General features: G+C 67.1%; 22 protein-coding genes. 7 read left to right on the top strand and 15 right to left on the bottom strand.

Features of this window, described 5'->3' with window-relative positions:
- Positions 1–11 precede the first annotated feature (11 nt).
- On the bottom strand, positions 12–1,271 hold the full coding sequence (locus ATE62_RS14485) for a S8 family serine peptidase (protein WP_058807842.1): 1,260 nt from the start codon (positions 1,269–1,271) through the stop codon (positions 12–14).
- A 106-nt stretch (positions 1,272–1,377) separates the two neighbouring features.
- Between ATE62_RS14485 and ATE62_RS14480 the strand changes: the two genes are divergently transcribed.
- The gene (locus tag ATE62_RS14480; protein WP_058807843.1) at positions 1,378–1,866 is read left to right on the top strand and encodes an RNA polymerase sigma factor; all 489 of its coding nucleotides are present in this window, start codon (positions 1,378–1,380) and stop codon (positions 1,864–1,866) included.
- Positions 1,863–2,576 (top strand): anti-sigma factor family protein, encoded by a 714-nt coding sequence (locus ATE62_RS14475; RefSeq protein WP_058807844.1) that lies wholly within the window; start codon positions 1,863–1,865, stop codon positions 2,574–2,576. The genes ATE62_RS14480 and ATE62_RS14475 overlap by 4 nt, the downstream gene beginning before the upstream one ends.
- Before the next feature lie 100 nt (positions 2,577–2,676).
- Here ATE62_RS14475 and ATE62_RS14470 read toward each other — a convergent pair whose 3' ends face one another.
- Positions 2,677–3,012, bottom strand: a complete 336-nt coding sequence (locus ATE62_RS14470) for a hypothetical protein (protein WP_058807845.1) — start codon at positions 3,010–3,012, stop codon at positions 2,677–2,679.
- Between the two features lie 190 nt (positions 3,013–3,202).
- On the opposite strand from ATE62_RS14470, the gene ATE62_RS23315 reads away from it, so the two are divergent.
- Positions 3,203–3,883 (top strand): hypothetical protein, encoded by a 681-nt coding sequence (locus ATE62_RS23315; protein ID WP_156420520.1) that lies wholly within the window; start codon positions 3,203–3,205, stop codon positions 3,881–3,883.
- Between the two features lies 1 nt (position 3,884).
- Here the strand turns inward: ATE62_RS23315 and ATE62_RS14465 are convergent, their stop codons facing one another.
- The 10 genes from ATE62_RS14465 to zwf all read right to left on the bottom strand — a co-directional run bounded on the left by ATE62_RS14465 (position 3,885) and on the right by zwf (position 18,224).
- Positions 3,885–4,886, bottom strand: coding sequence for an NAD(P)H-dependent glycerol-3-phosphate dehydrogenase (locus tag ATE62_RS14465; protein ID WP_058807846.1), 1,002 nt, complete (start codon positions 4,884–4,886; stop codon positions 3,885–3,887).
- 206 nt (positions 4,887–5,092) lie between these two features.
- The gene (locus tag ATE62_RS14460) at positions 5,093–6,025 is read right to left on the bottom strand and encodes an alpha/beta fold hydrolase (RefSeq protein ID WP_058807847.1); all 933 of its coding nucleotides are present in this window, start codon (positions 6,023–6,025) and stop codon (positions 5,093–5,095) included.
- On the bottom strand, positions 6,022–6,882 hold the full coding sequence (locus ATE62_RS14455) for an alpha/beta hydrolase (RefSeq protein ID WP_058807848.1): 861 nt from the start codon (positions 6,880–6,882) through the stop codon (positions 6,022–6,024). The genes ATE62_RS14460 and ATE62_RS14455 overlap by 4 nt, the downstream gene beginning before the upstream one ends.
- A 1-nt stretch (position 6,883) precedes the next feature.
- Positions 6,884–8,332, bottom strand: a complete 1,449-nt coding sequence (locus ATE62_RS14450) for a DUF3336 domain-containing protein (protein ID WP_058807887.1) — start codon at positions 8,330–8,332, stop codon at positions 6,884–6,886.
- A 23-nt stretch (positions 8,333–8,355) separates the two neighbouring features.
- The gene (locus ATE62_RS14445; protein WP_058807849.1) at positions 8,356–9,945 is read right to left on the bottom strand and encodes a wax ester/triacylglycerol synthase family O-acyltransferase; all 1,590 of its coding nucleotides are present in this window, start codon (positions 9,943–9,945) and stop codon (positions 8,356–8,358) included.
- Positions 9,946–10,061: 116 nt separating this feature from the next.
- On the bottom strand, positions 10,062–12,404 hold the full coding sequence (locus tag ATE62_RS14440; RefSeq protein ID WP_058807850.1) for a glycerol-3-phosphate 1-O-acyltransferase: 2,343 nt from the start codon (positions 12,402–12,404) through the stop codon (positions 10,062–10,064).
- A 177-nt stretch (positions 12,405–12,581) separates the two neighbouring features.
- The gene (locus tag ATE62_RS14435; RefSeq protein ID WP_231736274.1) at positions 12,582–14,171 is read right to left on the bottom strand and encodes an HAD-IB family hydrolase; all 1,590 of its coding nucleotides are present in this window, start codon (positions 14,169–14,171) and stop codon (positions 12,582–12,584) included.
- Between the two features lie 67 nt (positions 14,172–14,238).
- Positions 14,239–14,862, bottom strand: a complete 624-nt coding sequence (gene eda, locus ATE62_RS14430; protein ID WP_058807852.1) for a bifunctional 4-hydroxy-2-oxoglutarate aldolase/2-dehydro-3-deoxy-phosphogluconate aldolase — start codon at positions 14,860–14,862, stop codon at positions 14,239–14,241.
- A gap of 124 nt (positions 14,863–14,986) precedes the next feature.
- On the bottom strand, positions 14,987–16,828 hold the full coding sequence (edd, locus tag ATE62_RS14425; RefSeq protein ID WP_058807853.1) for a phosphogluconate dehydratase: 1,842 nt from the start codon (positions 16,826–16,828) through the stop codon (positions 14,987–14,989).
- Entirely contained in the window at positions 16,821–18,224 is a 1,404-nt protein-coding gene (zwf, locus tag ATE62_RS14420) for a glucose-6-phosphate dehydrogenase (protein WP_058807888.1), read from the bottom strand. The genes edd and zwf overlap by 8 nt, the downstream gene beginning before the upstream one ends.
- Before the next feature lie 236 nt (positions 18,225–18,460).
- Between zwf and ATE62_RS14415 the strand changes: the two genes are divergently transcribed.
- From ATE62_RS14415 to ATE62_RS14405, 3 genes are read left to right on the top strand one after another with little or no spacing between them, the layout of a single operon-like run.
- Positions 18,461–19,372, top strand: a complete 912-nt coding sequence (locus ATE62_RS14415) for an alpha/beta fold hydrolase (protein ID WP_231736273.1) — start codon at positions 18,461–18,463, stop codon at positions 19,370–19,372.
- A 52-nt stretch (positions 19,373–19,424) separates the two neighbouring features.
- Positions 19,425–20,975 carry a glycerol-3-phosphate dehydrogenase gene (glpD, locus tag ATE62_RS14410; protein WP_058807854.1) on the top strand — a complete coding sequence of 517 codons (1,551 nt, stop codon included), beginning with the start codon at positions 19,425–19,427 and terminating at the stop codon, positions 20,973–20,975.
- A gap of 57 nt (positions 20,976–21,032) precedes the next feature.
- A complete protein-coding gene (locus ATE62_RS14405) occupies positions 21,033–21,590 on the top strand; it encodes a DUF1579 domain-containing protein (RefSeq protein WP_197411652.1) in 558 nt (185 codons plus the stop codon).
- A 4-nt stretch (positions 21,591–21,594) separates the two neighbouring features.
- Here ATE62_RS14405 and ATE62_RS14400 read toward each other — a convergent pair whose 3' ends face one another.
- Positions 21,595–22,332 (bottom strand): SDR family oxidoreductase, encoded by a 738-nt coding sequence (locus ATE62_RS14400; protein ID WP_058807855.1) that lies wholly within the window; start codon positions 22,330–22,332, stop codon positions 21,595–21,597.
- A gap of 98 nt (positions 22,333–22,430) precedes the next feature.
- Here ATE62_RS14400 and ATE62_RS14395 point away from each other — a divergent pair, with 98 nt between their 5' ends.
- The gene (locus tag ATE62_RS14395) at positions 22,431–23,333 is read left to right on the top strand and encodes an AraC family transcriptional regulator (protein WP_058807856.1); all 903 of its coding nucleotides are present in this window, start codon (positions 22,431–22,433) and stop codon (positions 23,331–23,333) included.
- Positions 23,334–23,474: 141 nt separating this feature from the next.
- On the opposite strand, the gene ahpF is transcribed toward ATE62_RS14395, so the two are convergent.
- A complete protein-coding gene (ahpF, locus tag ATE62_RS14390; RefSeq protein WP_058807857.1) occupies positions 23,475–25,058 on the bottom strand; it encodes an alkyl hydroperoxide reductase subunit F in 1,584 nt (527 codons plus the stop codon).
- Between the two features lie 80 nt (positions 25,059–25,138).
- Positions 25,139–25,702, bottom strand: coding sequence for an alkyl hydroperoxide reductase subunit C (gene ahpC / locus ATE62_RS14385; RefSeq protein WP_058807858.1), 564 nt, complete (start codon positions 25,700–25,702; stop codon positions 25,139–25,141).
- Positions 25,703–25,722 lie beyond the last annotated feature (20 nt).

Genomic DNA, 25,722 nt, shown 5'->3' with positions numbered 1-25,722 from the left:
GGAGGCGCGATTCAGCGGCCGCAATCGCCGCAGATCAGCCCATGGCCATAGACATTGTCGCGGCCCTTCTTGCCGAGGTCGCGCGCCTCGCCGATCAGCGCGGTCACCGATTCCTCGACGCGGCCGACGACCGGCGCGGGATAGAGGCGCACGAGCCGCCCCGCGACGAGCGGCGCGGCGAAGGAGGTGCCGCGCAGCCGGTCGGTGGAGTCCTCGCTCGTCGCGGCGAGCACGTCGGCGCCGGGCGCGGCGAAGTCGACCGGGGTCTTGCGCCCCGCCTCGGGCAGCGCGCGGCCCTTCGCATCGACCCCGGTTACGCCGAGCACACCGGGATAGGCGGCCGGAAAAGCGGGCGGCGCCGCGGGACCGTCGTTGCCGACCGCCGCGACGATCAGCATGCCGCGCTGCTGCGCGCGCGACACCGCCGTGCGCAGCAGCGCATTGTCGGGGCCGACGAGGCTGATCGTCGTCACCGCGACCTTGCCCTCGACCAGCCAGCCGAGCCCGCGCGCGATCGCGCTGGCATTGCCGCCCGCGGGGTCGCTGCCATAGACGTCGGCCGCGCGCAGCCGCTGCCCCGGCGCCGCGCCGCGCACCGTGCCGCTGCCGACCAGCAGCGAGGCGACCGCGGTGCCGTGGCGGCTCGCGGCGGGCGCGCCCTTGGCAAAGCCGCGCTGCTCGACGCGCCCGGCGACCGAGGGATGCGCCGCGACGCCGCCATCGATCAGGCCGAGCGACGTCCTGCCGCCACCCGCCGTGCTCGCGAGCGCCGCGCCGGGCAGGACGCGACCCGAACCCGGCACGCCGCTGGGGAAATAGAGATGGTCGGCGTCGATCTCGGCTTCCGGGAGCAATTTGCCGAGCTGTTTCTGCGCGCGCGCGAGGCTGCGCCCCTTGGGCACCGCGAAGCGCACCACCTCGAGGCCCAGCCCCTCGATCCGCTCGCGGTCGATCACCGCGAAGCCCGCGTCCGCGGCGCGCGCGGTCATTGCGGCGTCGACCCCGGTCGCGACGAGCACCCCGCGCACCGCGGGCTCGCCATTGCGGTCGACCTCGACCCGGTCGCCATGGTCGCGCAGCAGCCCGGTGATCCGGTCGAGCCGCAGCCGCTCCAGCGTCTCGCGCGTCGTCGCCAGCGGGTCGATGTCGAGCCTTGGCAGCGGCGGGATGATCCGCCCGGCATCGGGCAGCGGCACCGCGATCTGCGCCTGTCCGGCGCCGGCGACCAGCATCATCGGAAGCAGAAACAGGCCGGCCAGCAATCGCATCATTCATCCTTGTCGCAGCCGGAGACCCTCGCTCCGGAATTTTTTTAGCAGGATAGGGAAGAAACGATAGAAGGCGGTCGTTTCTTCCCCGCACGGCAAAAAGGCGGACATGCGCTTCGAGGACCAATTGATCGACATCCTGCCGCGCCTGCGCCGTTTCGCGCGCGGGCTGGCGGGGAGTGCCGCCGATGCCGACGACCTGTGCCAGGCCGCGATCGAACGCGCGCTGAAGTCGCAGGGCCAATGGCAGCAAGGAACGAGACTGGACAGCTGGATGTACCGCATCACCCGCAACCTGTGGATCGACGAGCGCCGCGCGAGCGGGCGCCGCGGGGTCCATGCCCCGATCGACGAGGCGGCCGTGCAGGTCGCGGGCGACACCGCCGACAGCGTCGAGGCCGGCACGCTGCGCGGCGACATCGACGGCGCGATGGCGCGCCTGCCGGACGAGCAGCGCGAGGTCGTCATCCTCGTGCTCGTCGAAGGCTATGCCTATCGCGAGGCGGCGGAGATATTGGACGTGCCGATCGGCACCGTCACCTCGCGCCTCGCGCGCGGGCGCGACACGCTGATGCACCTGCTCGGAGAAGCCGCATGACCTATGACAAGGCCATCATCGCCGCCTTCGTCGATGGCGAACTCGACGACCTGACCGCGCGCCGGATCGAACGCGAGGCGGCGACCGACGCCGCGCTGGCGGATGAGATCGCGCGCCACCGCGCGCTCACCGATCGGTTGCAGCGCCACTATGGCCCCGTCGCCGACGAGACGATCCCCGACGACTTGCTGAAGCTGCTCGCGCGTTCCGAGGCGGAAGCTCCTGCCCCCGCGGCCGACACCAGCCTCGCCGCGCGCCGCGAAGCGAAACGCACGCGCTTTGCGCCGATGCACTGGGGCGCGATCGCGGCGTCGCTGGTGCTGGGACTGGCGCTGGGCACCCAGCCATGGGGCGCGCCCGCCGATGTCGCGACCGAGGGCGGCGCGCTGGTTGCGTCGGGCGCGCTCGCGGCCGCGCTCGATACGCAGCTCGCATCGAACCAGGGCGCCGACGCGCCGGTCCGCATCGGCCTCAGCTTCCGCGACCGGGCGGGGCGTACCTGCCGCAGCTTCGAAGGCGCGGCGCTGGCCGGAATCGGATGCCGCAGCGACGACGGCTGGACGCTCGAACGCACGATGCCGGGAAACCGCCAAGCCGATTACCGCCAAGCCGGTTCGGGCGACCTCGCGGCCGCGGCGGCGGCGATGATGGCGGGCGATCCCTTCGACGAGGCCGCCGAGCGCAAGGCCCGCGCCGAAGGCTGGCGCTGAACCTCCGGAACGCGGACAAGAGAAAGGGCGGGCGCCCCATGTGACACCCGCCCTTCCCTTGCGACCCGGAAGTCTCCTCCCGGGGAGCTCGTGGCGCGGCTCAGCCGCCGACCGTCACGCGGCCGGTGCGATAGCCCTTCTTGCGCATTTCCTTCACATAATCCTTGTCGGCGTCGGAGACCTCGACGGTCCATTCGTCCCACGCGTCCCAGCGATCCTCGCGGTCGGTGGCGTGGCGAAGGTCGCTGACCAGCTCCTTCTCGGCCTCCAGGATATCGGCTTTGTAATTATACCAATATTGGTTGTAGGCGCCCGCGATCGGCTTCGAACGCACCGGCGGCGGGTCGAAGCCCGGGGGCATCGAGCCATAAGGAACGGCGGCAAGGGCGCTGGCGGGGAGAGCCAGGCAGACTGCCAGGGTGGTCCACTTTTTCATCGTCCATCTCCTGATAAACACGCCCGGATGATGCGGGTCGCAGGGAAGAACGAGCCAGCGCGCCGATTTCTTCCCGGTTCGACCAAATTTTTGCACGGTCCATGGCGGTGAAACGTCGGTAGATGGTACCTTGAAATTTTTCCAGTACCTGTCACGTTTTCATGAGACACTCTGGAGTCGGGAGGAAGTCATGCTTCAAGACGTCACTGAATTTAATGAAATAGAAATTTCGTCTGACCTCATCGTGATAGATACACAAGACTTTGAAATTATTGCACAACAAGAGGGAATATATCTTTCTATTCGTTGTCGGGTAGTATCTCCGGTAAGGGCAGCCGTAAACTTCGGCCGAACGGGAACCATAGCCTGGAAAAAGCAGGCCGACGAAACATACTCGCCGATCGGGAAAATTAAGGGAGAAAGGGAGGGCGGGCAGCTTATGGTTGCCGTTGACTTGAAACCAGAGTTTGGGATTGTTACGATTCTAGCGAAAGTTACGAGCGAACTAAAATCCATGCAGCTTAGATCGAGAAATCAATACGATCCTATTATTGTTGGATCCCCAAAAGATGAAATTATCGCCATTCCGAGAACCAAAGACGGACAAAAATCCGGAATTCGCGGTATAAATCGTACATCGAGCAATGGCGATGTGTATATTGATCTTTACATAGCAGATGACGATATACCGGTCATAAGTTCTGTAAATACCGGGGCAGATTTTTGCGCAATACCAGATGACTATGCATCTAATTCAAACTCTTATTTTAAGCATGATATACCCGAAGGAACTATGATCCGACTGGTAGGCAGAAATAGCGGCACCGATGCTGCCGAATTAGGAATGACAGTGGTACCATTGGCATTTTAGATCAACCGGGGTGCGCTTCGTCCCCGACCGACGAGCGGAGCAGGCCGCGAAACACCTCCTGCGCGTCGCGTTTGCCCTGCGTCACGTCGTAGACGTCCCGCGCGATCGGCATCGCGAGCCCGTGCTTTTCGGCGAGCGCGATCACCGTCGGCGCGCTCTTCACCCCCTCGGCGACCATGTTCATCCCCGCGATGATGTCGTCGATCCTGCGCCCCTTGCCGAGTTCGACCCCGACGTGGCGGTTGCGGCTCAAGGGACTGGTGCAGGTCGCGATCAGGTCGCCCATGCCGGTGAGCCCCGCGAAGGTCTCCGCACGGCCGCCCATCGCGACGCCGAGCCGCGTGATCTCGGCGAGCCCGCGCGTCATCAGCGCCGAGCGGGTGTTGTCGCCCGCGCCGAGCCCGTCGCCCATGCCGACCGCGATCGCGATGATATTCTTGAGCACCCCGCCGAGCTCGCAGCCGAGCAGGTCGGTGTTGGTGTAGACGCGGAACAGCCCCGAGTGGAACACCGGCTGGAGCGCGCGGACGACGATCTCGTCCTCCATCGACAAGACGCTCGCCGCCGCCTGTCCGCTCATGATCTCGCGCGCGAGGTTCGGGCCGGTGAGCACGCCGACGGGGTGGCCGGGCAGCACCTCCTCGATCAGCTCGGTCATGCGCTTGCCCGAGGAAAGTTCGAGGCCCTTGGTCAGGCTGATGACGGGTACCCAGGGGCGGAGATGCGCCTTCGCTTCCTCGAGCACGCCGCGGAAGCTGTGCGAAGGCACGCCCATGACGAGGACGTCGGCGCCCGCGACGACCTCGGCCATGTCGTTGGTGGCGCGCAGCACCGACGGCAAGGTGATGCCGGGGAGATATTTCCTGTTCTCGCGGTTCGCGTTGATGCTCTCGACCGTTTCGGCATCGCGCGCCCACAGGGTGATCGGCGCATTGCGCGACACCACCGCTGCGACCGTCGTACCCCAGCTGCCCCCGCCGAGCAGGCCGACCTTTAGACGCATGAACCTCTCCCGTGTTTTGGGGGAGAGTGGCGAGAGAACGGCGGCTTGGCAAGATGACGATCCTCCCCACGCGAAGCGATGGGGAGGTGGCAGCGCGAAGCGCTGACGGAGGGGTCGATGCCGTCAGGCGTCGGTGCAAGGCCAGACCCCTCCACCACGCCCTGCGGGCGCGGTCCCCCTCCCCAACGCTTCGCGATGGGGAGGATCTAATGCTGGTCCAGAAAGCCCTTCATCACCGCGGCCGTGGCCTTGGGATCTTCGATCATCGGGACGTGGCCGACATGTTCGAAGATATGGCTTTGGCTCCCCGCGATGCCCGCTTCGAGCACCGGCACGCAGCTGACGTCGAGCAGCCGGTCGTGGCGGCCCCAGATGATCAGGGTCGGCGCCTCGACCTCGCCCAGCCGGTCGTTGAGCGGATGGTCGCGGCCCTCGGTCGCGATGACCCAGAAGATCGTATCGAGCTGGTCGCGATATTTGAGCGCGTCGGCGTAGAAGACGGGCTTGAGTCGCTTGGGCAGATAGGGCGGCTTGTGCACCACCATCGCGACCAGCCGGTCGGCATCCTCGAGGCTGGCCAGCACCAGCGGGTTATAATCCTCGTTCGCGGCCTGTTTCTGGAGGTCGCTCTCGTCCGCGCCATTGATCCCGGCGTTGTTGAGCAGGGTCAGGCTGGCGAGCGCGTCGGGATAGTCGAGCGCGTAGCGCAGCGCGATCCAGCCGCCCATCGAATTGCCCGCGACGTGGGGGCGCTGGAGCCCCAGCGCATCGGCGAACTGCTTGAGCCGCGCGGTCTGCGCCGCGATATCATAGGCAAGCTCGGGGTTGCGCTCGTTCTGACCGAAACCGGGCAGGTCGGGCGCGATGATGTGGTAATCGCGCGTGAGATAGGGCGCGATCATCGACCAATTGTCCTTGTCGCCCGCAAAGCCATGGACGAGCAGCAGCAAGGGTTTCGACGGATCGCCGCCCTCGAGATAGGGCCAGTCGCGGCCGTCGACGGTCACATGTTTCTGCACGGTGCGGCCGCGCTTGCGGAGCGCCCAGCGCCCGAAGGCGACGAGGCGGCCGGGGAAGAGGAAATAGAGCAGGGCCAGCGTGATCAGCGGCGCGAAGATCAGGACGAGGAGGATTCTCATGCGGATTTTCCTTGCGCCACATGCGCGTCGAACCAGCCGACCAGGTCATCGAGCACCGCATCGCGCTCAGGCTCGTTGTAGATTTCGTGGAACAGGCCGGGGTAGATTTTGAGAATCTTGTCGGCCGACGACACATGGTCGAACAGATATTGCGACCCCGCGACCGACGCGAGGCTGTCCTTTTCGCCGTGCTGGAGCAGGATCGGCAGGGTGATCCCGGGTGCCCCGGCCTGCGCCGCCGCCATCGCGTCCATGAACTCCTTGCCCAGCCGCGCGCCGATCTTGCCGGTGTAGACGAGCGGGTCGGCGAGATAGGCGGCGACCACCGCGGGATCGCGGCTCACCCCGTTCGCGTCGAGCGCGAGCACGCCGAGGCGCGGGAAAAAGCGCGAGAGGAAGCGGCTGATCCAGATGGTGAAGCGCGACGGCGGCGCGCCGGGGACGATCGCGGGGCCCGACAGCGCCGCACCGACGAAGGCCGACTGGCGTTCGATCAGGAACAGGGTCGAAATCAGCCCGCCCATGCTGTGGCCGAGCAGCAGCCGCGGGGTGTCGCCATGATTGACTTCGACGAGGGTGAGCAGTTCGGCCAAACCGTCGGTGAAGGCGGTAAAGCGCGGCACGAAACCCGGGGTGCCGTCGGACCTGCCATGGCCCCAATGGTCGATCGCGTAGACGGCATAGCCGGCATAGGTCAGCCGCTTGGCGACATGCTCGTAGCGCCCGGCATGTTCGGCATATCCGTGCGCGAGCAGGACGACCGCCTTGGGACGCCCCGCGGGCAGCCAGTGGGTGATATGCAGCTTCGCGCCCGCGCCGGCCGATCCGGCGGGCAGGATCACCGCGCCGTCGGCCACCTCAGCGCACCGCCTTTTTGAGCGCGGCGCTGCGGTGCCCCGGACCGTCGTCGCCGGCCTTGTCGAGCTTCGCCAAAATGCCTTCGAGCGCGCGGCTGATCGCGGTCTGGGTGCGGACCATCTCGACCTTGGGCCAGGCGGTGCGCTGGCCGGTGTCGATCAGCTCGTCGATATCGTCCTGCGCCAGGTCCGACAATATCTTGGTCGGCGACCAGAATTTGGGCGGGCGGATGATGTTGATGTCGCCGGTATATTCCTGGTTGATCACCGAGCGCGCGAGATTGGCGACGCTGTTGAGCGGCGGGATCAGCTCGAGCGGCTTCTGGAAGATCACCATGTTCGCGTTGAGCCACGCCTTGAAGGTCGCCATCGACGCGTGTTGAATGGCCTCGATCGGCGCCATCTGCTTGCGCGTATCGCTGGCGAAGGGCAGCGCGATCGGGTTCGCCTGGCTGACGATATGATGATTGACGCCGTACAGGCGCTCGAGCCGCTTCGTCGGGATATCGTGGGTGACCGAGCCGTCGACCCAGCGCCGGTCGGGCTGGTAGGGTACGCGCGCGCCGCTGTCGTCGCGCGCCATCAGCATGACGGGCGGGAAGACCCCGGGCACCGCGCAGGATGCGAGCACGGCTTCGCGGATCAGCACATTGGGCGCGGTGATCGCATTGAGGAGACGGCCGTTCTGGTGCTTTTCCGCGGGCGCGACCGAGACGTTCAGATGGCGGCCGCTGACCTCATAGGCCTCCTGGAAGGTCAGGTCGGGGATCAGGTCGGCGAGCCGGTCGCGGACCTCGTCGGGCGCGAGGCGCCGCGTGTCGGGGCTGCGCGCCGGGTTGGCGAGCCGGTCGCTGGCGAGGAAGGCGCCGATGTCGGCATTCTTGCGCGTGCACACAACCGCGGCCACGATCGACCCGCCGCTGGCGCCCGACATGATCGCGGGCAAGACGCCCTCTTCCCAGAGCGCCTTCACGACGCCGATGTGGAAGAAGAGGAAGCTGCCCGAGCCCGAGAGCAGAAGCGCCGAGCGGCCGTAGCAATGCTGGGCGCGGCGGAAGAAGTCGCGCTTCTCCTCGCGCCCGATGCTGCGCGATGTCGCGATCGAGCCCAGCGCCGACACCACCTCGGCGACATAATCCTCGATCAGCTTCTTGGTGCCGAAGCGCGCTTTCGCATAGAGCCGCTCGTGCCCCATGCCGTCGATATTGCCGTGGATGCCTTCGTTGAGCACGAAGAGCAGCCCCTTGACGTCGCCCGCCTTCGACAGGCTGCGCAGCTTTTCGAGCCGGCCGCGGATCGCCTTATAGTCGAAATGCTTGCTCTCGTCGGCGTCGCGCCACGCCTGCATCCCCGATTTCCGGTCATGCTCGCGCGCGGCCTTCGACCAGGCGGCGTAATCGGACGCGGTCACGAGATCGCGGTCGGCGCTGAGCGTCGGGGTGAAGAGCATGCGGTCGTCCTGCAAGACATGGTTTATTTTTTCTGAGTCTTGCGGGTTGCGTTGCCTTTGGCAACCGGTTTCCGCGCGGGCTTGGCGGGTGATTTCGTCCCGCTTTTGGCCGGCGCCTTCGCCGCAGGCTTGGGTTTGGCGGCAGTTTTCGGCTTTGCCGTAGCGGCTTTGGGCTTCGGTGCAGGCTTTTCGGGCTTGGGTTCGGCGGCCATCAGGTCGGCGAAACTTTCGTCGATGCAGGTGCGGAAAAAGGCGATGTCGGGCATGATCGCGCGCTCGCCGATGATCGAGAAGGCGATGCGGCCGTTGTAGCTGGGGGTCGCGACGAACAGCCCCATATTGTTCGCGAGCGGCGCCATGCCGTGCTGCTGCACGAGCTGCGCGCCCGCGAGATAGAGCGGCACCTGCGCACCCGGCACGTTCGAGATGAAGAGGTTGGTGCCGCGCACCGCGAAACGCTCGCTGGTCAGGATGCGCGCGACCGCGGCCATCGTCGCGCCGGGGATATGCTGCGACAGGTCGGTCATGATCCGCGCGCTGACGCCTGCCTTGGCTTCCTTCGCCTCGACCGTATAGTCGCGGATCGCCGCGAGGCGGTCGAGCGGATCGGCGATGTCGGTGCGCACCGGCACGCTCATCGCCGATACCTGGTTGCCCGGCGTACTCGCCTTGCCCGCGCCCTTTTCCTTGCCGCGGAGGTTGATCGGCGCGACCGCGACGAGGCTCTCCTTCGGCAGTTCCTTATGCTTCGCGAGATATTTGCGCAGCGCCCCGCCGACGGTGGCGAGCACGACGTCGTTGACCGTCGCCCCCGCCACCTTCTTGCGGATCGCAGCGACGTCGGACAGCGCCACCGTGGTCGCGTCGAACATCTTGTGCGGCCCGACGGGCGCGTTGAAGCGCGTTTCGGGGACCCCGGCGGTCATCCCGCCCTCGGCCATCGACTTGCGCGCCGAGGCGACGATCGCGGGCGAGACCTTGAGCAGCGCGTTGACGAACTTGACCGGCGACTGCATCGACGCCGACCAGGCGCGGGTCAGCGTCTCGGCGCTCGACGGCGCGCGGCCGAGGTCTTCGGACGGTGGCGGCTCGGCAATCGCGGGCGTGCCCTGCGCGTCGATGTCGCTCATCGCGATAAAGGCGTGCGCGCCCGAGGCGCCGTCGACCGCGGCATGATGGACGCGGTGGAGCATCGCGAAGCTGCCCTTCGGAATGCCGGGAATGCGGTCGAGCCCCTCGATGATATAAATGTCCCACAGCGGGCGGTTCATATCCATCGGCTTCGAGAAATAGCGCGCGACCGCGATGCAGAATTGCCGCCAGTCGCCGGGCTCGGGCAGGCGCGCGTGGCTCATATGCGCCTCGATGTCGAAATGCTCGTCCTCGACCCAATAGGGATGGTCCATGTCGAAGGGCAGGCGGTGCAGGCGGCGCTTGAACAGGGGCGAGGTGTCGACGCGGCTTTCGACGTGGCGGATGATGTCCTTGAAGCGCACGAAGCCGCCCGGCGCGGTCGAGGGGTCGTAGATGTACACGCCCATGATGTGCGTCAGATTGTTCGCGGTCTGGGTGTAGAGGAACTGGGCGTCCTGCGCGCTGAGCTGTTTGAGCATCCTATCCTCCCACTTTGATCGTCATCCCGGCGAAGGCCGGGATCTCACCCTCGCACCCCGACGCACCGGCGAGATCCCGGCCTTCGCCGGGATGACGGAAGAGGTGGATGGGCTTGTCAGGCATCATTGGTTCCCGGCAATCGGTCCGCGAGCGCCAATGTCGACAGGCGCATCGATTCCATGACGTTGGCGAGGCCGCGCAGTTCCATCAGCAGCGCGCGGCGCGCGGCGAGGATGTCGGGGCTCGCGGGCTCGGCGAGCCCCATATGGCGCATCAAAGACAGGCCGTTGGCGAAGAGCAGCTTCCCGATCGCCGCCTCGCTGCTGATCCGGCGCAAGAGATAGGCCTGCCTGCCCTCGACCAGCGCGGCGGCTTCGAGCGCCTTTTCGTCGACCGCCTCGCCCGGCCGCGCGCGGGACAATATGTCGGCGACGACCGAATAGGCCTCGGCAAAGGAGAGCAACACCGCATGGCCGACGAGCGGCTGGCAGCGGCGGATGAGCTGCGCGACCCCGCGGTCGCCGCTCGCGAGCCGCTTTTCCCAGGCCGGGTCGATGCGCGCGAGTTCGGCCTTGATCGCGGCATGATGTTCGTCGCGCGGCGGATAGAAGAATTCGAATTTGAACAGGTCGCGGAGGCGATCGACATGCGCCCAGAAGGCCGCCGTCGCATCGCCGCTGTCGGCATCGCGGAGCTGGAACAGCGCGATCTCGATCATCGCGCGGTCGAGGAAATGATGGACGACGATGTTGCGATAATAGCTCGCCATCGGATGATGTGCGGGCTCGATCGAATAGACATTCTCGCTGCCCGCCTCGTAGCGGGTGAGCAGGCCGCTCTCGACCAATGTATCGACGGTGGCGGACAGCGCGGCATCGTCGCCGCTTTCGAGCTCCTTGCTGAGCCTGATGCCGCGCGCGCGCGCCCAGTCCTTGAGCGCGCCGATCGTCATCAGCAGTTCGGCGGCGGTGGCACCGCGCGGCGCGGTGCCGAGCAGGATCAGGCACATCACCGACGAGACGGTCAGCGGGGTCACCCGATTGGCCTCGACCGCGACCGAGAAGGCGATCTTCTCGAGCGCGCGCTTGTCGTCGGGGCCCGGGGCATCCTCGATCACCACCGGCTTGCCGATGTCGAGCCGGATGCGCCCCGAGGGCTTCTTGAGGTTGCGCATATAGCCGACGAACCAGCCAAGGCTTTCGGCCTTCTTGACGCGCCCGGTCTGCTCCGCGGCATATTCCTCGACGTCGAGGATCAGGTCGAAGCTGGTGACGAAGGGCACGAAATGCACGCCCTTGGTGCCTGTCGCATGCGCGGCGTCGAGCACATATTTCATCAGGCCGTATTTGGGCGGCATCAGCTTGCCGAGCCGCGAGCGCGTGCCCTCGAACGCCCAGCTCAGGGGGAAGCGCTTGGCGAGCAGCCAGGCGATATAGTGCCGCAGCACCAGCTTGTAGACCGGCTGGTCCTGGAAGCTGCGGCGCACGAAGATCATGCCCGAACGGCGATAGAATTCGCCCATCACCGCGATGTCGAGGTTCGCGCCGCCGAAGAGGTGGAGCATCGGCAGGTCGTTTTCATAGGCGAGCCGGCTGGGGGTCGCGCCGTCGATATAGGTCTTGTGGGTGAAGAGGATCGCGGTCGGATGCTCGCGCAGGATCGATCGCAGCCGCGCGAGTTCGGCGGCGTCGATCTCCATCTCGGGCGCGTAACCGCCGAACATCATGCGGTCGACGCGCGCGCGGAGGTCGAGGAACAAGGCGGAGGGCCGCGCGATGACCTCCTTCATCAGCGGCCGCGCCTCGCGGTAGAGGTCGGCGACCGGGCGGCCGAGCGTTTCGGCGAGGTCGGCGAGCGCGGCGCGGAACTTGGGATTGGTGCGTAAGGAGTCGGCGACGAAGCGCGGCACCTTGTAGCGCGTGCCGCGCACGCCTCGCTCCGCGACGTCGAGCGCGAGCGCCGCCTGCCGCGCGACGAAACCCGCGAATTCGGGGCTGTCGCTCCCCTCGCCGTCGCCGCCGCCGGTTTGCGCGCAATAGCGCTCGCGCAAGCTGTCGAGCGAGGCGGCCTCGCCGACCAATATCTGCGCGCGGCGCCGGTCGCGGAGCAGGATCAGCCGCGAGCGGAGCGGACCGGGATGGCGCGGATCGCCGAAGATCAGGTGGCGGAATTTGAGCGCGCGGTCGCGCTCGAAGCCCGGGATGCGCCAGGCGACGCGCAGCGGCACGACCTGCCGCGACGGCGCCCCGCCGAGCCGCGCGCGCAGCATGTCGACGGGCAGCGCATGATCGTCATCCTCGATGGCGAGGCTCGCCCACTGCGGTGCATCGTCGCCCGCGGTCGCGTGGATCCAGTCGAGGAGCAGCTGCCGCTCGACGCCGTGGCGCGCGTCGATGATGTAAAGCCGCTCGGCCGCGTCCTCCGCCACGATGGTGGTGCGGGGCGTTCCGTCGGCCACGCTCTAGCCTTGCCGTTTCAAGGCAAGTCGAACGTCGCATCGGCTCGAACACCAATCTCGTCCAACCAATCCCGTTTGTCCTGAGCTTGTCGAAGGACCGCTCTTCTCGTTTCCGTCGGCCGAAAGAAAGGACGGCCCTTCGACAAGCTCAGGGCGAACGGAGGAAGGGATCATCACCTATCCGGTCTTTCCCTTGCGGGCCGCGGGTTTCTTCGCGGGCGGCTTCTTCTTGGCCGGGGTCTTCTTGGCCGGGGGCTTTTTGGCGGTCGCCTTCTTCGGCGCCTTTTCGGGCTTCGCCTCGGGCACAGGCTCGGTCGCGACCGATTCCGCCACCGTCTCCTCGGGCTGGCCCAATGTGCGCAGGAACATGTTCCTTACGTCGCGGACATGATTGTTGATCGTCCGCGGCGTCCACCCCGACGTGTCGACCGGCGGCAGCACGGTGACGCGCACCGTGGCGGGGCGCATCACGAACTCGTTCTTGGGCGCGACGTCGGTCGCATTGTGGATCACGATCGGGACGATCGGCACGCCGGCCTGCATCGCCAAATGGAACGCGCCCTTCTTGAACGGCTCGAGCTTGGGAGTCAGGCTGCGCGTGCCCTCGGGCGAGATGCAGATCGACTTGCCCTCTTGCCTGATCGCGTCGACCAAAGGCTCCATCGCCTTGATCGCGCTCTTGCCGTCGGCGCGGTCGACGAAGACGGTGCCGCCCCATTCCATCAGCTTGCCGAGGATGGGGATGTCCTTGATCTCCTTCTTGCCCACCCCGCCCATGTCGCGGCGGATGAGCTTGGCGAGGATCATCACATCGGCCTTGCTCTGGTGGTTGAAGATGAAGACGCAGGGGCGCGAGGACCAGAGATGCTTCTCGTCCTCGACCTCGAGCTCGACCCCGGTGATCGCGGTCGCGAAATCGCCGAACAGTCCGATCGAGAAATTCGCCGCCTCGCGCTGCGAGCGGGTCAGGGCCCAGATCGGCAGGCCCGCGGCGAAGGCGCCGACGAGCGAGCCGGTGGCATAGATGGTGCGCGTATAGTCGACCCACGACGGCGTGCCGCGGCTCGCGAAGCGCTGCACCGGCCAGTTGCGTTCGTCGGCAATGCCTTTGAGCTTCATGTTCGGGTTGAGCGGGCGCGGCTTGCCGACGCGTTCGAGCAGTTCGATATCGTCGTCGCTGTCCGAGTAGAAAAAGCTCTGGTCGAGATCGAGGCCATATTCGGCAGCGAGTTCCTCGGCGGCGATCACCTTGCCCTCGCCGAAGCACAGGGGCCGGATGATGTCGCCGGTGAAGACGCCATCCTCGATCTCGTATGCCGAGCATTTGATGTCGCTGATGCCGAGGTCGCGCGCGGTGGGTTCGATCTGGTAGATCGTCGCCGACGAGATGATCGCGACGCGGTGGCCCTTCGCCTGGTGCGCCTCGATGATCGCGCGCGTCTCGGGATAGATTTTGCGCGCGATATGCTTCTTGTAGAGTTCCTCGCCGAACTGGGTGAAGCTCTCTTCCTCGACGCCCTTCATGAACTTGGCGGCGGCGGACATCAGGCCCGAGAAGCCGAGCTGGCCGAGGCTGTGCTGCGCGACGACCTGCGCGGTCTCGGCGATTTCCTCCACCGACATTTCGCGGCGCTGGAATTTCTCGCGCAGCATCGCGGTCGCCGAATAGCCCGAGATGATCGTGCCGTCGAAATCGAAGAGCGCGGCGATATGCGATCCGGGTTCGGACGCGAGAACTTCTTCCAGATGCGGCTGCGGTCGTGGCACAGCGATCTCCCCACCGACGGCTATATTGCCGCTTATCCCTGCACGATGGCAGGTAAAATGGGGTTAATCAATGGCGCGAAAGGGCGGCCGCCTCGCGCGCCAATGTCTCGATCCGGGCCGGGTCGAGCGGGCCCGACGGGACGACCCAGCTGCCGCCGACGCACAGCACGGCTTCGAGCGCGAGCCATTCGGGCGCGGTCGCCAGCGTGATGCCGCCGGTGGGGCAGAAGCGCGCCTGGCCGAAGGGCCCCGCGAGCGCCTTCAAGGCCGGGATGCCGCCGCTGGTCATCGCGGGGAAGAATTTGAAGCGGTCGAGCCCCAGGTCCATGCCGCGCATGATGTCGCCGGCGTTGGCGGTGCCGGGCAGGAAGGGAATGCCGCTCGCGACCGCCGCCTGGCCGAGATTGTCGGTGAGGCCGGGCGAGACGATGAATTCGGCGCCGGCGTGGATCGCGGCGCTCAGCATCGCGGGGTTGAGCACGGTGCCCGCGCCGACGACGGCGCCCTTGACGCTTTTCATCGCGGTCAGCGCATCGAGCGCGGCGGGGGTGCGCAGCGTGACTTCGAGCACCGGCAGGCCGCCGGCGACGAGCGCTTCGGCCATCGGCACCGCATCCTCGACGCGGTCGATCACGATCACCGGGATGACGGGCGCGAGCGCCATGATCTGGTCGATGGACTTGTCGGTCATTCTTTCACTCCGTTCGAAATCTCAAAACTCCGTTCGCCCTGAGCTTGTCGAAGGGCCGCTCTTTCTTTCGGGCGTTGCAAGAAAAAGAACGGTGCTTCGACAAGCTCAGCACGAACGGAAAAAATTAAAGCACCGCCTCCATCGCCGCGAGCACAGCCGACCCGCCCTTTTCGGCTTCGTCGGCGTGGTGGCGGAACAGCGCGAACAATTCGCGGCCGACGCCCAGCGCGGGGGGCGGTGCGACGGCGGGCGTGCGCGACGCCCATATGGCTTCGTCGACGAGCGCGGTCGCCTCGCCGTTGCGCGCGCAGACGCGGACGACGTCGCCATCCTGCAGATAGGCGAGCGGGCCGCTGACGCCGTCGGGGCCGGGCAGCGCCTCGGGCGAGAGGTGGATCACCGCGGGGACCTTGCCGCTGGCGCCCGACATGCGGCCGTCGGTGAGCAAGGCGACGCGAAAGCCCTTGTCCTGCAGCACGCCCAAGGCAGGCGTCAGCTTGTGGAGTTCGGGCATGCCGTTGGCGCGCGGGCCCTGGAAGCGCACGACGACGACGACGTCGCGGTCGAGTTCGCCCGCCTTGAACGCGGTGAGCACCTGGTTCTGGTCGTCGAAGATCCGGCACGGCGCCTCGATCGTCCAGCGATCCTCGGCGACCGCGCTCGTCTTGATGATCGCGCGGCCGAGGTTGCCCGCGAGCAGGCGCATCCCGCCGTCGGGCGAGAAAGGCGCGGTGACGGGGCGCAGCATCGTGTCGTCGCGGCTTTCCTCGGGAGCGGCTTGCCAGACGAGCTTATCGTCGGCGAGCACGGGCTCGGCCGCATAATCGGCCATCGTCCCACCGACCGTGAGCACATCGCCGTGGAGCAATCCCGCGTCCAGCAGCTCGCGCACGACGAAGCCGATCCCGCCCGCGGCATGGAAATTGTTCACGTCGCCCGCGCCGTTCGGATAGACGCGCGCGAGCAGCGGCACCGCGTGGCTGAGTTCGTCGAAATCCTGCCAATCGATGACGATCCCCGCCGCGCGCGCGATCGCGGGCAGGTGGATCGCATGGTTGGTCGAGCCGCCCGTCGCGAGCAGGCCGATCGCGGCGTTGACGATCGCCTTTTCGTCGATGCAGCGCGCGAGCGGGCGATAGTCGTCGCCGTCCCACCCGATTTCGGCGATGCGGTGCGTCGCGGCGCGGGTCAGTTCCTGGCGCAGCTTGGTGCCGGGGTTGGTGAAGGCGCTGCCGGGGATATGCAGCCCCATCAGCTCCATCATCATCTGGTTCGAGTTGGCGGTGCCGTAGAAGGTGCAGGTGCCCGCGCCATGATAGCTTGCCGCCTCGGCCTCGAGCAGTTCGTCGCGGCTCGCCTTGCCCTCGGCATAGAGCTGGCGGACGCGCTGCTTTTCCTTGTTCGCGAGGCCCGAGGGCATCGGGCCGGCGGGGATCAGGATTTGCGGCAGGTGGCCGAAGCGCAGCGCGCCGATCAGGAGGCCGGGGACGATCTTGTCGCAGATGCCGAGCAGCAGCGCGCCCTCGAACATCGCATGGCTCAGCGCGATCACCGTGCCCTGCGCGATATTGTCGCGGCTGAAGAGCGACAGGTCCATGCCCGCCTGGCCCTGCGTCACGCCATCGCACATCGCCGGGACGCCGCCCGCGACCTGCGCGGTGACGCCGACCTCGCGCGCGAAGAGCTTGATCTGCTCGGGGTAGCGTCCGTAAGGCTGATGCGCCGAGAGCATGTCGTTGTAGCTGGTGACGATCCCGATGTTCATCGCCGCGCCGGTACGAATGACGCTCTTGTCGTCGCCCGCCGCCGCAAACCCGTGCGCGAGATTGCCGCACGACAGACTGCCGCGGTTGGTGCCGGCCTCGCGCTGGCGGTCCATCAGGTCGAGATAGGCGGCACGGCCCTTCTTGCTGCGCTCGACGATCCGTTCGGTGACCCTTGCAATCGCGGGGTGAAGGTCAATCATGCCAGCTCGCCCCGTCGCGTTCGATCAGCGCGATCGATGCGCTCGGGCCCCAGCTGCCCGCGGTGTAGCTTTGCGGCGTCAGGTCGACCGCGGCCCAGGCGTCGCGGATCGAATCGATCCACTGCCATTGCGCCTCGACCTCGTCGCGGCGCACGAACAGGGTCTGGTCGCCTTCGATGAAGTCGAGCAGCAAGCGCTCGTAAGCGATGCGCCGCCGCTCGCCCGCGAAGCTGTGCGAGAGCGAGACGTCCATCGTCACTTCCTTCAGCTTCACCCCGTCGCGGTCGAGCCCGGGCTGCTTCGCCATCACCTTGACCCGGATATTCTCCTCGGGCTGCAGGTTGATGATCATGCTGTTGGCGTCGAGCTTCGCGGCACCGACGCGCGCGAAGATATTGTGCGGCACCGGCTTGAACTGGATCAGCACCTCGGACTTGCGCTCGGGCATGCGCTTGCCGGTGCGGAGGTAAAAGGGCACGCCCTTCCAGCGCCAATTGTCGATAAAGGCCTTGATCGCGACGAAGGTCTCGGTGTTCGACGGCCGGCCGAGCTCGTCGGCATAGCCCGTCACCGCCGCACCGCCGACGGCGCCGCTGGTATACTGGCCCTTGACGCTGTGCGTCTTCACATCCTCGGCCTTCATGCGGCGGAGGCTGCGCAGCAATTTGACCTTTTCGTCGCGCACCGCGGTCGAGGTGACGCTGGCGGGCGGCTCCATCGCGATGATCGCGAGCAGCTGGAGCATATGGTTCTGCACCATGTCCTTAAGCGCGCCGACGCCGTCATAATAGGAGACGCGGCCTTCGAGGCCGACGGTCTCGGCAACGGTGATCTGGACATGGTCGATCGCCTGCGCGTTCCACAGGGGCTCGAACAGCATGTTGGCAAAGCGCAGCGCGAGCAGGTTCTGGACGGTTTCCTTGCCGAGATAATGGTCGATGCGGAACACATGGTCTTCGGCAAAGGCGTCGCCGACCTCGGCATTGACCGCGTGCGACGAGGCGAGGTCGTGGCCGATCGGCTTTTCCATCGCGATGCGGCATTCGGTGCAGGCGATGCCCGCGGCCTTCAGTCCCTGCGCGATCGGCCCGAACATCGAGGGCGGGGTCGACAGATAGGCTCCGATCGGGCGGCCGAGCCGGTCGCCGAGCATCGCGGCGAGGTCGTCGTAACCCGTCCCCGCGCCGGCATCGACGGAGCAATAGTCGATGCGGCCCAGGAACGCCGCGACGGCGGCATCGTCGAGCCGCTCGGCGGGCAGATGGTCGGTCAGCGCCGCGCGGACCAGCGTGTGCGCGGCACCGCGGTCCATCTTCGAGCGGCCCGAGGCGACGATCGTCAGTTCGGGCGCGAGCAGCCCGTCGAGGTGGAGGTTATAGAGCGAGGGAAAGAGCATGCGCTGGGCGAGGTCGCCCGTCGCCCCGAACAGGATCAATGTCTCGACTTTGACGCTCACGATCGTCCCCTTGGATATCCACGACCGGAAATGGCGGACGGGCGGTCCGATTGCAACGCGCATACGTAAACGCGGGGGCGGTCCATGAGCGAGGCAAGATCATTACCTGCCGGGTAATCGCAATGATGCAGCCAAGCGCGTAGTCCGCCTGGCGAGACGAAGCCGAGGAGGATCCCATGCACAGACGCGAAGCCTTCAAACTGGTCGCCGGCGCCGGGGCGCTCGGGCTGACGATGGGCAGCTCGGGTGGCGCTGCTGCCGCCGCGCCCAAGGACAAGGCCGACCATGTGACCGCCGCCGACGGCACAAGGCTGTTCGTGCGCGACTGGGGCCGCGGCAAGCCGGTGCTGTTCCTCGCGGGCTGGACGCTGCCGTCGGACTTCTGGGGTTATCAGATGGCCGCGGTCGCGGAGGCCGGCATGCGCGCGGTCGCCTATGACCGGCGCGGGCATGGGCGCTCGTCCGACCCGGGGCGTGGCTACGATCACGACACGCTCGCCGACGATCTCGCGCGCGTCATCGCGGCTCTGGGGCTCGAGGATGTGACGCTCGTCGCGCATTCGATGGGCGGGACCGAGGTCGCGCGCTATTTCGCGCGACACGGCGGGCGCGGCGTCGCGAAGGTCGTGCTCGTCGGCACGATCACGCCGTATCTGATGAAGGCGGCCGACAACCCGCACGGCATCGATCCCGCGATGCTCGCCGCGCTGCGTGCGCCGCTGGCGACCGACTTCCCCGGCTGGATCGCCGCCAATGCCAAGCCCTTTTTCGTCCCCGAGACATCGGCCGCGATGATCGAATGGGGCAAGGGGTTGATGCTGCAGACCTCGCTGCTCGCCGCGTTGGCGATGGCGCGCGCCAATGCCGAGACCGACTTTCGCGCCGATGTCCGCCGGATCGGCGTGCCGACGCTGCTCGTGCACGGCGACAAGGATGCTTCCGCGCCGCTGCCGCTGACCGCACAGGCCACCGCCGCGCTGATCCCGCAGGCCCGGCTCGAGATTTTCGAGGGCGCGCCGCACGGCCTGCCGCTGACGCATGTCGCGCGGCTGGGCCGCACGCTGCTGGACTTCGCCGCCGGTAGCTGAGCGGCGAGTAGCGGCTGGAAATGCCGCCCGCGCTCGCTTAGGAAACGGCGCGATGAGCGACGCGCCGCCTCCCTATGATATCATCGTGATCGGCGGCGGCGTGAACGGCGCCGGAGTCGCGCGCGATGCCGCGGGGCGCGGCGCGCGGGTGTTGCTGATGGAGGCGGGCGACCTCGCGCAGGGCACGTCCTCGGCCTCGACCAAGCTGATCCACGGCGGGCTGCGCTACCTCGAACATTATGAATTCGCGCTGGTGCGCGAGGCGCTGAAGGAGCGCGAAATACTGTGGGGCATCGCGCCGCACATCATCCACCCGCTGCGCTTCGTGCTGCCGCACCGGCCGGGGCTGCGACCGCGCTGGCTGCTGCGGCTGGGGCTGTTCCTCTACGACCATATCGGCGGGCGCAAGAAGCTGCCCGCGACGCGCTCGATCGATTTGCGGCGGCACGCCGCGGGCGCGCCGCTGCAGCCGCAATATGTCCGCGGCTTCGAATATTCGGACGGCTGGGTCGACGATGCGCGGCTGGTGATGCTCAACGCGCGCGACGCCGCCGAGCATGGCGCGAAGGTGCGCACGGGCACGCGCGCCGAGCAACTTCGCTGCGAGGACGGGCTGTGGGTGGTCGAGGCGAGCTGCGACAATGGCCATCGTTATCGCTTCACGGGGCGCAGCGTCGTCAACGCCGCGGGGCCGGCGGTGCTCGATCTGCTGCGCCGCGCCGATGCCGAGCCCGACCACAGGATGCGGCTGGTGCGCGGCTCGCACATCGTCGTGCGCAGGAAATTCGATCACGACTATGCCTATTTCTTCCAGTTGCCCGACGGGCGCATCTTCTTCGCTATCCCCTATGAGCGCGACTTCACGCTGATCGGCACCACCGACCTCGACCATGAAGGATCGCTGGGCGAGGTGAAGGCGAGCGACGAAGAGATCGCATATCTCTGCGAAGGCGCGAGCCTCTATTTCCGCGAGCCGGTCGTCCCCGCCGACGTCGTGTGGACCTATTCGGGGGTGCGACCGCTGATCGAGGACGGATCGGGGCGGCCCGAGGCGGCGACGCGCGGGTACCGCATCGACCTCGACCGCGACGAGGGGGCGCCCTTGCTCACCATCTATGGCGGCAAGATCACCAGCTATCGCCACGTCGCCGAAGCCGCGGTCGATGTGCTGGCGGGCGAGATCGACGCGCTGACGGGCAAGCCCTGGACCGGCAGCAAGCCCCTGCCCGGCGGCGATTTCCCGACCGATGGCGCTGCGGCACTCAAGGCTGAGATCAAGCTCGCGCACCCCTTCCTGCCCGCACCCAGCGTCGATCGTATCGTCAAGGCCTATGGCACCGACGCGCGCATCTGGCTCGGCGAAGCGCAGGGCTGGGACGACCTCGGCGGCGAGATCGCGCACGGGCTGAGTGTCGCCGAACTGCGCTGGATGGTGACGCGCGAATGGGCTCGGTCGACCGACGATGTCCTGTGGCGGCGGAGCAAGCTGGGGCTGCATTTCACACCGGGGGAGACCGCTGCCCTCGCCGAACATGTCGAGCGCCTCGTTGCCGAAGCCCGGCTCGCCGATCCCGAATATTTCGACGGGCGCATCAATAACTGACAAAGATTGTCAGGTAGGTGCGCGTAGCCGGCACTCCCAATCAAAGGGAGATGCAGGATGATCGACATGGATATGACGCGCCGCGGGCTGCTCGAAATCGCGCTCGTCGGCGGGGGTGCGGCGATGGCGGGATCGGCGGCAGGGCCAGCGCAGGGCGGCGGTGACTGGGATTTCCTCGTCGGACGCTGGAACGTCCGCCACCGCAAGCTGCGCGAGCGGCTGGTCGGCAGCAGCGACTGGATGGAGTTCGACGGCAGCAGCGAAAATTGGCCGATCCTCGGCGGCGCGGCCAATGTCGAGGACAATGTCTTTTACACGCCGGGCGAGACCTATCGCGGGGTCGCGCTGCGCGCCTTCGATCCGGCGACGCAGACCTGGGCGATCTGGTGGCTCGATTCGCGCGCGACCGACCGGCTCGACGTGCCGGTGCGCGGGCGCTTCGAGGACGGCGTCGGCACCTTCGTCGCCGAGGATCATTGGAAGGGGGCGCCGGTGATCGTGCGCTTCCGCTGGTCGGACATCGCGCCGCAGTCGGCCAAGTGGGAACAGGCCTTCTCGACCGACGGCGGTGCGACGTGGGAGGTCAATTGGGTGATGCACTTCACCCGCGCCTGAGCCCTCAGGCGACCAGCGCGTGCGCGTCCGCGCCGGCGGGGAAGTGCGGCGCGCCGGTCTCGTCGTGCACCGCCGCCCACACGGCTTCGGCGACATCGGCCTCGGTGGTGAACAGCGCGGGCTGGGCCATGCCGGCGAGGATCGGCTCGGCGTAGGTCCAATAGGGTTCGGGCAGGACATCCTCGAGCCGGATTTCGGTGTTCGCGGCGAAGGCGGTGGTGGGGCCGTAACCCGGCTCGACGAGCTTGACCGCGATGCCGAGCGGCGCGAGTTCGTGCGCGAGGCTGGTGGTGAAGCCCTGGATCGCGCTCTTGCTGCCCGTATAGGCCGCGGCGAAGGGGAAAGGCGCGAGCGTCGCCGACGAGGTGACATTGACGATCACCCCTGCGCCGCGTTCGCGCATCCCGGGGATCACCGCCTGCGTCATCGCGATCGTGCCGAGCGTGTTGGTCGCATAGACCGAGCGGATCTTGGCCATCGGCGAATGTTCGAGCGAACCGAACAGGCCGATGCCAGCGTTGTTGACGAGCACGTCGATCGGACCCGCGGCGTCGATCGCGGCGGCAATGCTCGCGTCGTCGGTGACGTCGAGGGGGAGCAGGCGGAGATTTTCGGAAGCTGCCAAGGGTGCCGCGGCGGGATTGCGCATGGTGGCGACCACTTTCCAGCCGCGGGCGTGGAAATGGCGGGCGGTTTCGAGGCCATAGCCCGAGGAGCAGCCGGTGATCAGGATCGTCTTCATGAGGGTGGTTCCTTGTCGTTGGGAGGACAAACCTCTAGACCGCCGCATTGGGACTATCTATAATCCATCATCCATATTTCTTTTGCGATCGTCCTGACATGCTCGACCCCCTTTCCGATCTCATCGCGCTGCTGCGCCCGAGCACCATCTTTTCGAAGGGGATCAGCGGCGCGGGGGCGTGGGCGGTGCGCTATTCGGATTTCGGGCATCCGGGTTTCTGCACGGTGCTCGAGGGATCGTGCCGGCTGGCGGTCGACGGGGAGGAGGTCGTGACGCTGGCGGCGGGCGATTTCGTGCTGCTGCCCGCGACGCCGGGCTTCACCATGTCGGGCTTCGAAGCTGCCGAGCCGGCGCTGCTCGACCCGCATGCGACGGCGGGGACTACCGGCGAGGTGCGGCACGGGACACAAGACGGCCCACCCGACGTGCGGATGATGGGCGGCTATTTCGCCTTCGCCTCGCCCGACGCCGGCCTGCTCGTCGAGCAATTGCCCGCGATGATCCACCTGCGCGGCGCCGAACGGCTGGGCGCGCTGGTCGCGATGCTGCGCGAGGAGACCGGCGCCGGGCGGCCGGGGCGCGACCTGCTGCTCGCGCGGCTCGTCGAGATCTTGCTCGTCGAGGCGCTGCGCGCGGTCGGCGGCGACGCAGCGCCGCCGGGGCTGCTGCGCGGCCTCGCCGATCCGAGGCTCGCGGCGGCGATCCGCCAGATGCACGCCGAACCCGCGCGGGCGTGGACCACCGCCGAGCTGGCGAAGGAGGCGGCGCTGTCGCGCTCGGCCTTTTTCGAGCGCTTCGCACGCACCGTCGGGGTGCCGCCGATGGAATATCTGCTCGGCTGGCGGATGAACCTCGCGAAGGACCTGCTCCGCCGCGGCGCGGGGCGGATCGAGGAGATCGCGCTCACCGTGGGTTACGGGTCGGCCAGCGCGTTCAGCACGGCGTTCGCGCGGCAGGTGGGGATGCCGCCTAAACGGTTTGCGGGGATGGCGGGCAGTTGATCCTCCCCTTGGCGAAGCCATGGGGAGGTTGCAGCGCGAAGCGCTGACGGAGGGGTAATATCACCACCGTCCAAACCCCTCCACCACCGCCTGCGGCGGCGGCCCCCCTCCCCAACGCTTCGCGATGGGGAGGATCTTTAGCTACGCCGCCTCGGCTTCCACCTCGGCGGGCAGGCGGATCATATAGTCGAACGCCGACAGCGCCGCCTTCGACCCCTCGCCCATCGCGATGACGATCTGCTTGTAGGGCACGGTGGTGCAGTCGCCGGCGGCGAAGATGCCCTTCTGGCTCGTCTCGCCGCGATGATCGACCTCGATCTCGCCGTGGCCCGACAGCGTGACGCTGTCTTTCAGCCACTCGGTGTTGGGAACGAGACCGATCTGCACGAACACGCCTTCGAGTTCGATCTGGTGCGGCGCGTCCTTGCCCCGATCCTTGTACGACAGGCCCGTCACCTTCTCGCCGTCGCCGAGGACTTCGGTGGTCAGCGCCGAGGTGATGATCTTGACGTTGGGCAGGCTCGCCAATTTCCGCTGGAGCACGGCGTCGGCGCGCAGTTCGCTGTCATATTCGATCAGCGTGACATGCGCGACGAGGCCCGCGAGGTCGATCGCCGCCTCGACGCCGCTGTTGCCGCCGCCGATCACCGCGACGCGCTTGCCCTTGTAGAGCGGGCCGTCGCAGTGCGGGCAATAGGCCACGCCCTTGTTGCGATACTTGTCCTCGCCCGGCACGCCGAGCTGGCGCCAGCGCGCGCCGGTCGAGAGGATGATAGTGCGTGCCTTGAGCGACGCGCCGCTCGCAAGCACGACTTCATGCAAGCCGCCCTCGACCTTCGCGGGGATCAGTTTCTCGGCGCGCTGCAGGTTCATGATGTCGACGTCATAATCCTTCACATGCTGCTCGAGCTGCGCGACGAGCTTCGGCCCTTCGGTGTGCTGGACCGAGATGAAATTCTCGATTCCCATCGTGTCGAGCACCTGCCCGCCGAAACGTTCGGCGGCGATGCCGGTGCGGATACCCTTGCGCGCCGCGTAAATGGCGGCCGCGGCGCCCGCAGGGCCGCCGCCGACGACGAGCACGTCGAACGCGTCCTTCGCCGCGATCTTTTCGGCGGCCTTCGCCTCGGCGCCGCTGTCGAGCTTGGCGAGGATCTGTTCGAGCTCCATGCGGCCCTGGCCGAAATTCTCGCCATTCAAAAAGATCGTCGGCACCGCCATGATCTTGCGCGCCTCGACCTCGGCCTGGAACAACCCGCCGTCGATCGCGGTGTGGGTGATGCGCGGGTTGACGACCGACATCAGGTTGAGCGCCTGCACGATGTCGGGGCAATTCTGGCACGACAGCGAGAAATAGGTTTCGAAGTGGAAGTCGCCGTCGAGCGCCGCCACTTGCTCCAGCACCTCGGGCGCGACCCTGGGCGGATGGCCGCCGACCTGCAGCAAAGCGAGGACGAGCGAGGTGAATTCATGCCCCATCGGGATGCCGGCGAAACGCACGGCGACCTGCGCGTCGCTGGCGCGGCGGATGAGGAAGCTGGGGCGGCGCGCGTCGTCGTCGGCCTGCGTCACGCTGACCATGTCGGAGAGCGCGGCGATGTCGCCCAGCAGGGTCGCCAGCTCGGCCGATTTGGCATCGTCGCCGAGCGACGAGACGAGTTGGATCGGTTCACGAAGATTCGTGAGGAGGCCTTGAAGCTGCTGCTTCAGATTGGCGTCGAGCATGGGGAGAGCTCCTGCGAGAGGGGGAGAGAAACCGTGGGGCGGCGATCGTGCCGCCGCCCCTCCGGCCTTGTGCGGTCAGCTTAGATCTTGCCGACGAGGTCGAGCGAGGGGGCGAGCGTCTCGGCGCCCTCTTCCCACTTCGCGGGGCAGACTTCGCCGGGGTGGCTGACCCAATATTGCAGCGCCTTGATCTTGCGGAGCAATTCGGCGGCGTTGCGGCCCACACCCTCGGGGGTGATTTCGAGCAGCTGGATCTCGCCATTGGGGTCGAGCACGAAGGTGCCGCGGTCGGCGAGGCCGACGCCCGGGCGCAGGACTTCGAAATTGTTCGAGATCGCGTGGTTCTGGTCGCCGACCATATAATAGTTGATCTTGCCGATCGCGGGCGAGGTGTCGTGCCAGGCCTTGTGGCAGAAATGCGTGTCGGTCGACACGGCATAGACCTCGACATCCATCTTCTGGAGCGTCGGATAGATGTCGGCGAGGTCTTCGAGCTCGGTGGGGCAGACGAAGGTGAAGTCGGCCGGGTAGAAGAAGAAGACCGCCCATTTGCCCTTCACGTCGGCGTCGCTGATGTCGACGAACTTGCCGTCCTTGTAGGCGGTCGCGTTGAAGGGCTTGAGGGTGGTGTTGAGCACGGACATGGAGAGCCTTCCTTTGTTGT

The organism is Sphingopyxis sp. HIX, assembly GCF_001468285.1.
Classification (GTDB): domain Bacteria; phylum Pseudomonadota; class Alphaproteobacteria; order Sphingomonadales; family Sphingomonadaceae; genus Sphingopyxis.
Note: the sequence above shows the minus strand (reverse complement) of the source record. Positions and strands in the feature narration are given on the sequence as shown.

Coding starts and splice junctions, on each gene's coding strand:
- ATE62_RS14485 (WP_058807842.1), bottom strand. CDS start 1,271: ATGATGCGATTGCTGGCCGGCCTGTTTCTGCTTCCGATGATGCTGGTC.
- ATE62_RS14480 (WP_058807843.1), top strand. CDS start 1,378: ATGCGCTTCGAGGACCAATTGATCGACATCCTGCCGCGCCTGCGCCGT.
- ATE62_RS14475 (WP_058807844.1), top strand. CDS start 1,863: ATGACCTATGACAAGGCCATCATCGCCGCCTTCGTCGATGGCGAACTC.
- ATE62_RS14470 (WP_058807845.1), bottom strand. CDS start 3,012: ATGAAAAAGTGGACCACCCTGGCAGTCTGCCTGGCTCTCCCCGCCAGC.
- ATE62_RS23315 (WP_156420520.1), top strand. CDS start 3,203: ATGCTTCAAGACGTCACTGAATTTAATGAAATAGAAATTTCGTCTGAC.
- ATE62_RS14465 (WP_058807846.1), bottom strand. CDS start 4,886: ATGCGTCTAAAGGTCGGCCTGCTCGGCGGGGGCAGCTGGGGTACGACG.
- ATE62_RS14460 (WP_058807847.1), bottom strand. CDS start 6,025: ATGAGAATCCTCCTCGTCCTGATCTTCGCGCCGCTGATCACGCTGGCC.
- ATE62_RS14450 (WP_058807887.1), bottom strand. CDS start 8,332: ATGCTCTTCACCCCGACGCTCAGCGCCGACCGCGATCTCGTGACCGCG.
- ATE62_RS14445 (WP_058807849.1), bottom strand. CDS start 9,945: ATGCTCAAACAGCTCAGCGCGCAGGACGCCCAGTTCCTCTACACCCAG.
- eda (WP_058807852.1), bottom strand. CDS start 14,862: ATGACCGACAAGTCCATCGACCAGATCATGGCGCTCGCGCCCGTCATC.
- edd (WP_058807853.1), bottom strand. CDS start 16,828: ATGATTGACCTTCACCCCGCGATTGCAAGGGTCACCGAACGGATCGTC.
- zwf (WP_058807888.1), bottom strand. CDS start 18,224: ATGCTCTTTCCCTCGCTCTATAACCTCCACCTCGACGGGCTGCTCGCG.
- ATE62_RS14415 (WP_231736273.1), top strand. CDS start 18,461: ATGCACAGACGCGAAGCCTTCAAACTGGTCGCCGGCGCCGGGGCGCTC.
- glpD (WP_058807854.1), top strand. CDS start 19,425: ATGAGCGACGCGCCGCCTCCCTATGATATCATCGTGATCGGCGGCGGC.
- ATE62_RS14405 (WP_197411652.1), top strand. CDS start 21,033: ATGATCGACATGGATATGACGCGCCGCGGGCTGCTCGAAATCGCGCTC.
- ATE62_RS14400 (WP_058807855.1), bottom strand. CDS start 22,332: ATGAAGACGATCCTGATCACCGGCTGCTCCTCGGGCTATGGCCTCGAA.
- ATE62_RS14395 (WP_058807856.1), top strand. CDS start 22,431: ATGCTCGACCCCCTTTCCGATCTCATCGCGCTGCTGCGCCCGAGCACC.
- ahpF (WP_058807857.1), bottom strand. CDS start 25,058: ATGCTCGACGCCAATCTGAAGCAGCAGCTTCAAGGCCTCCTCACGAAT.
- ahpC (WP_058807858.1), bottom strand. CDS start 25,702: ATGTCCGTGCTCAACACCACCCTCAAGCCCTTCAACGCGACCGCCTAC.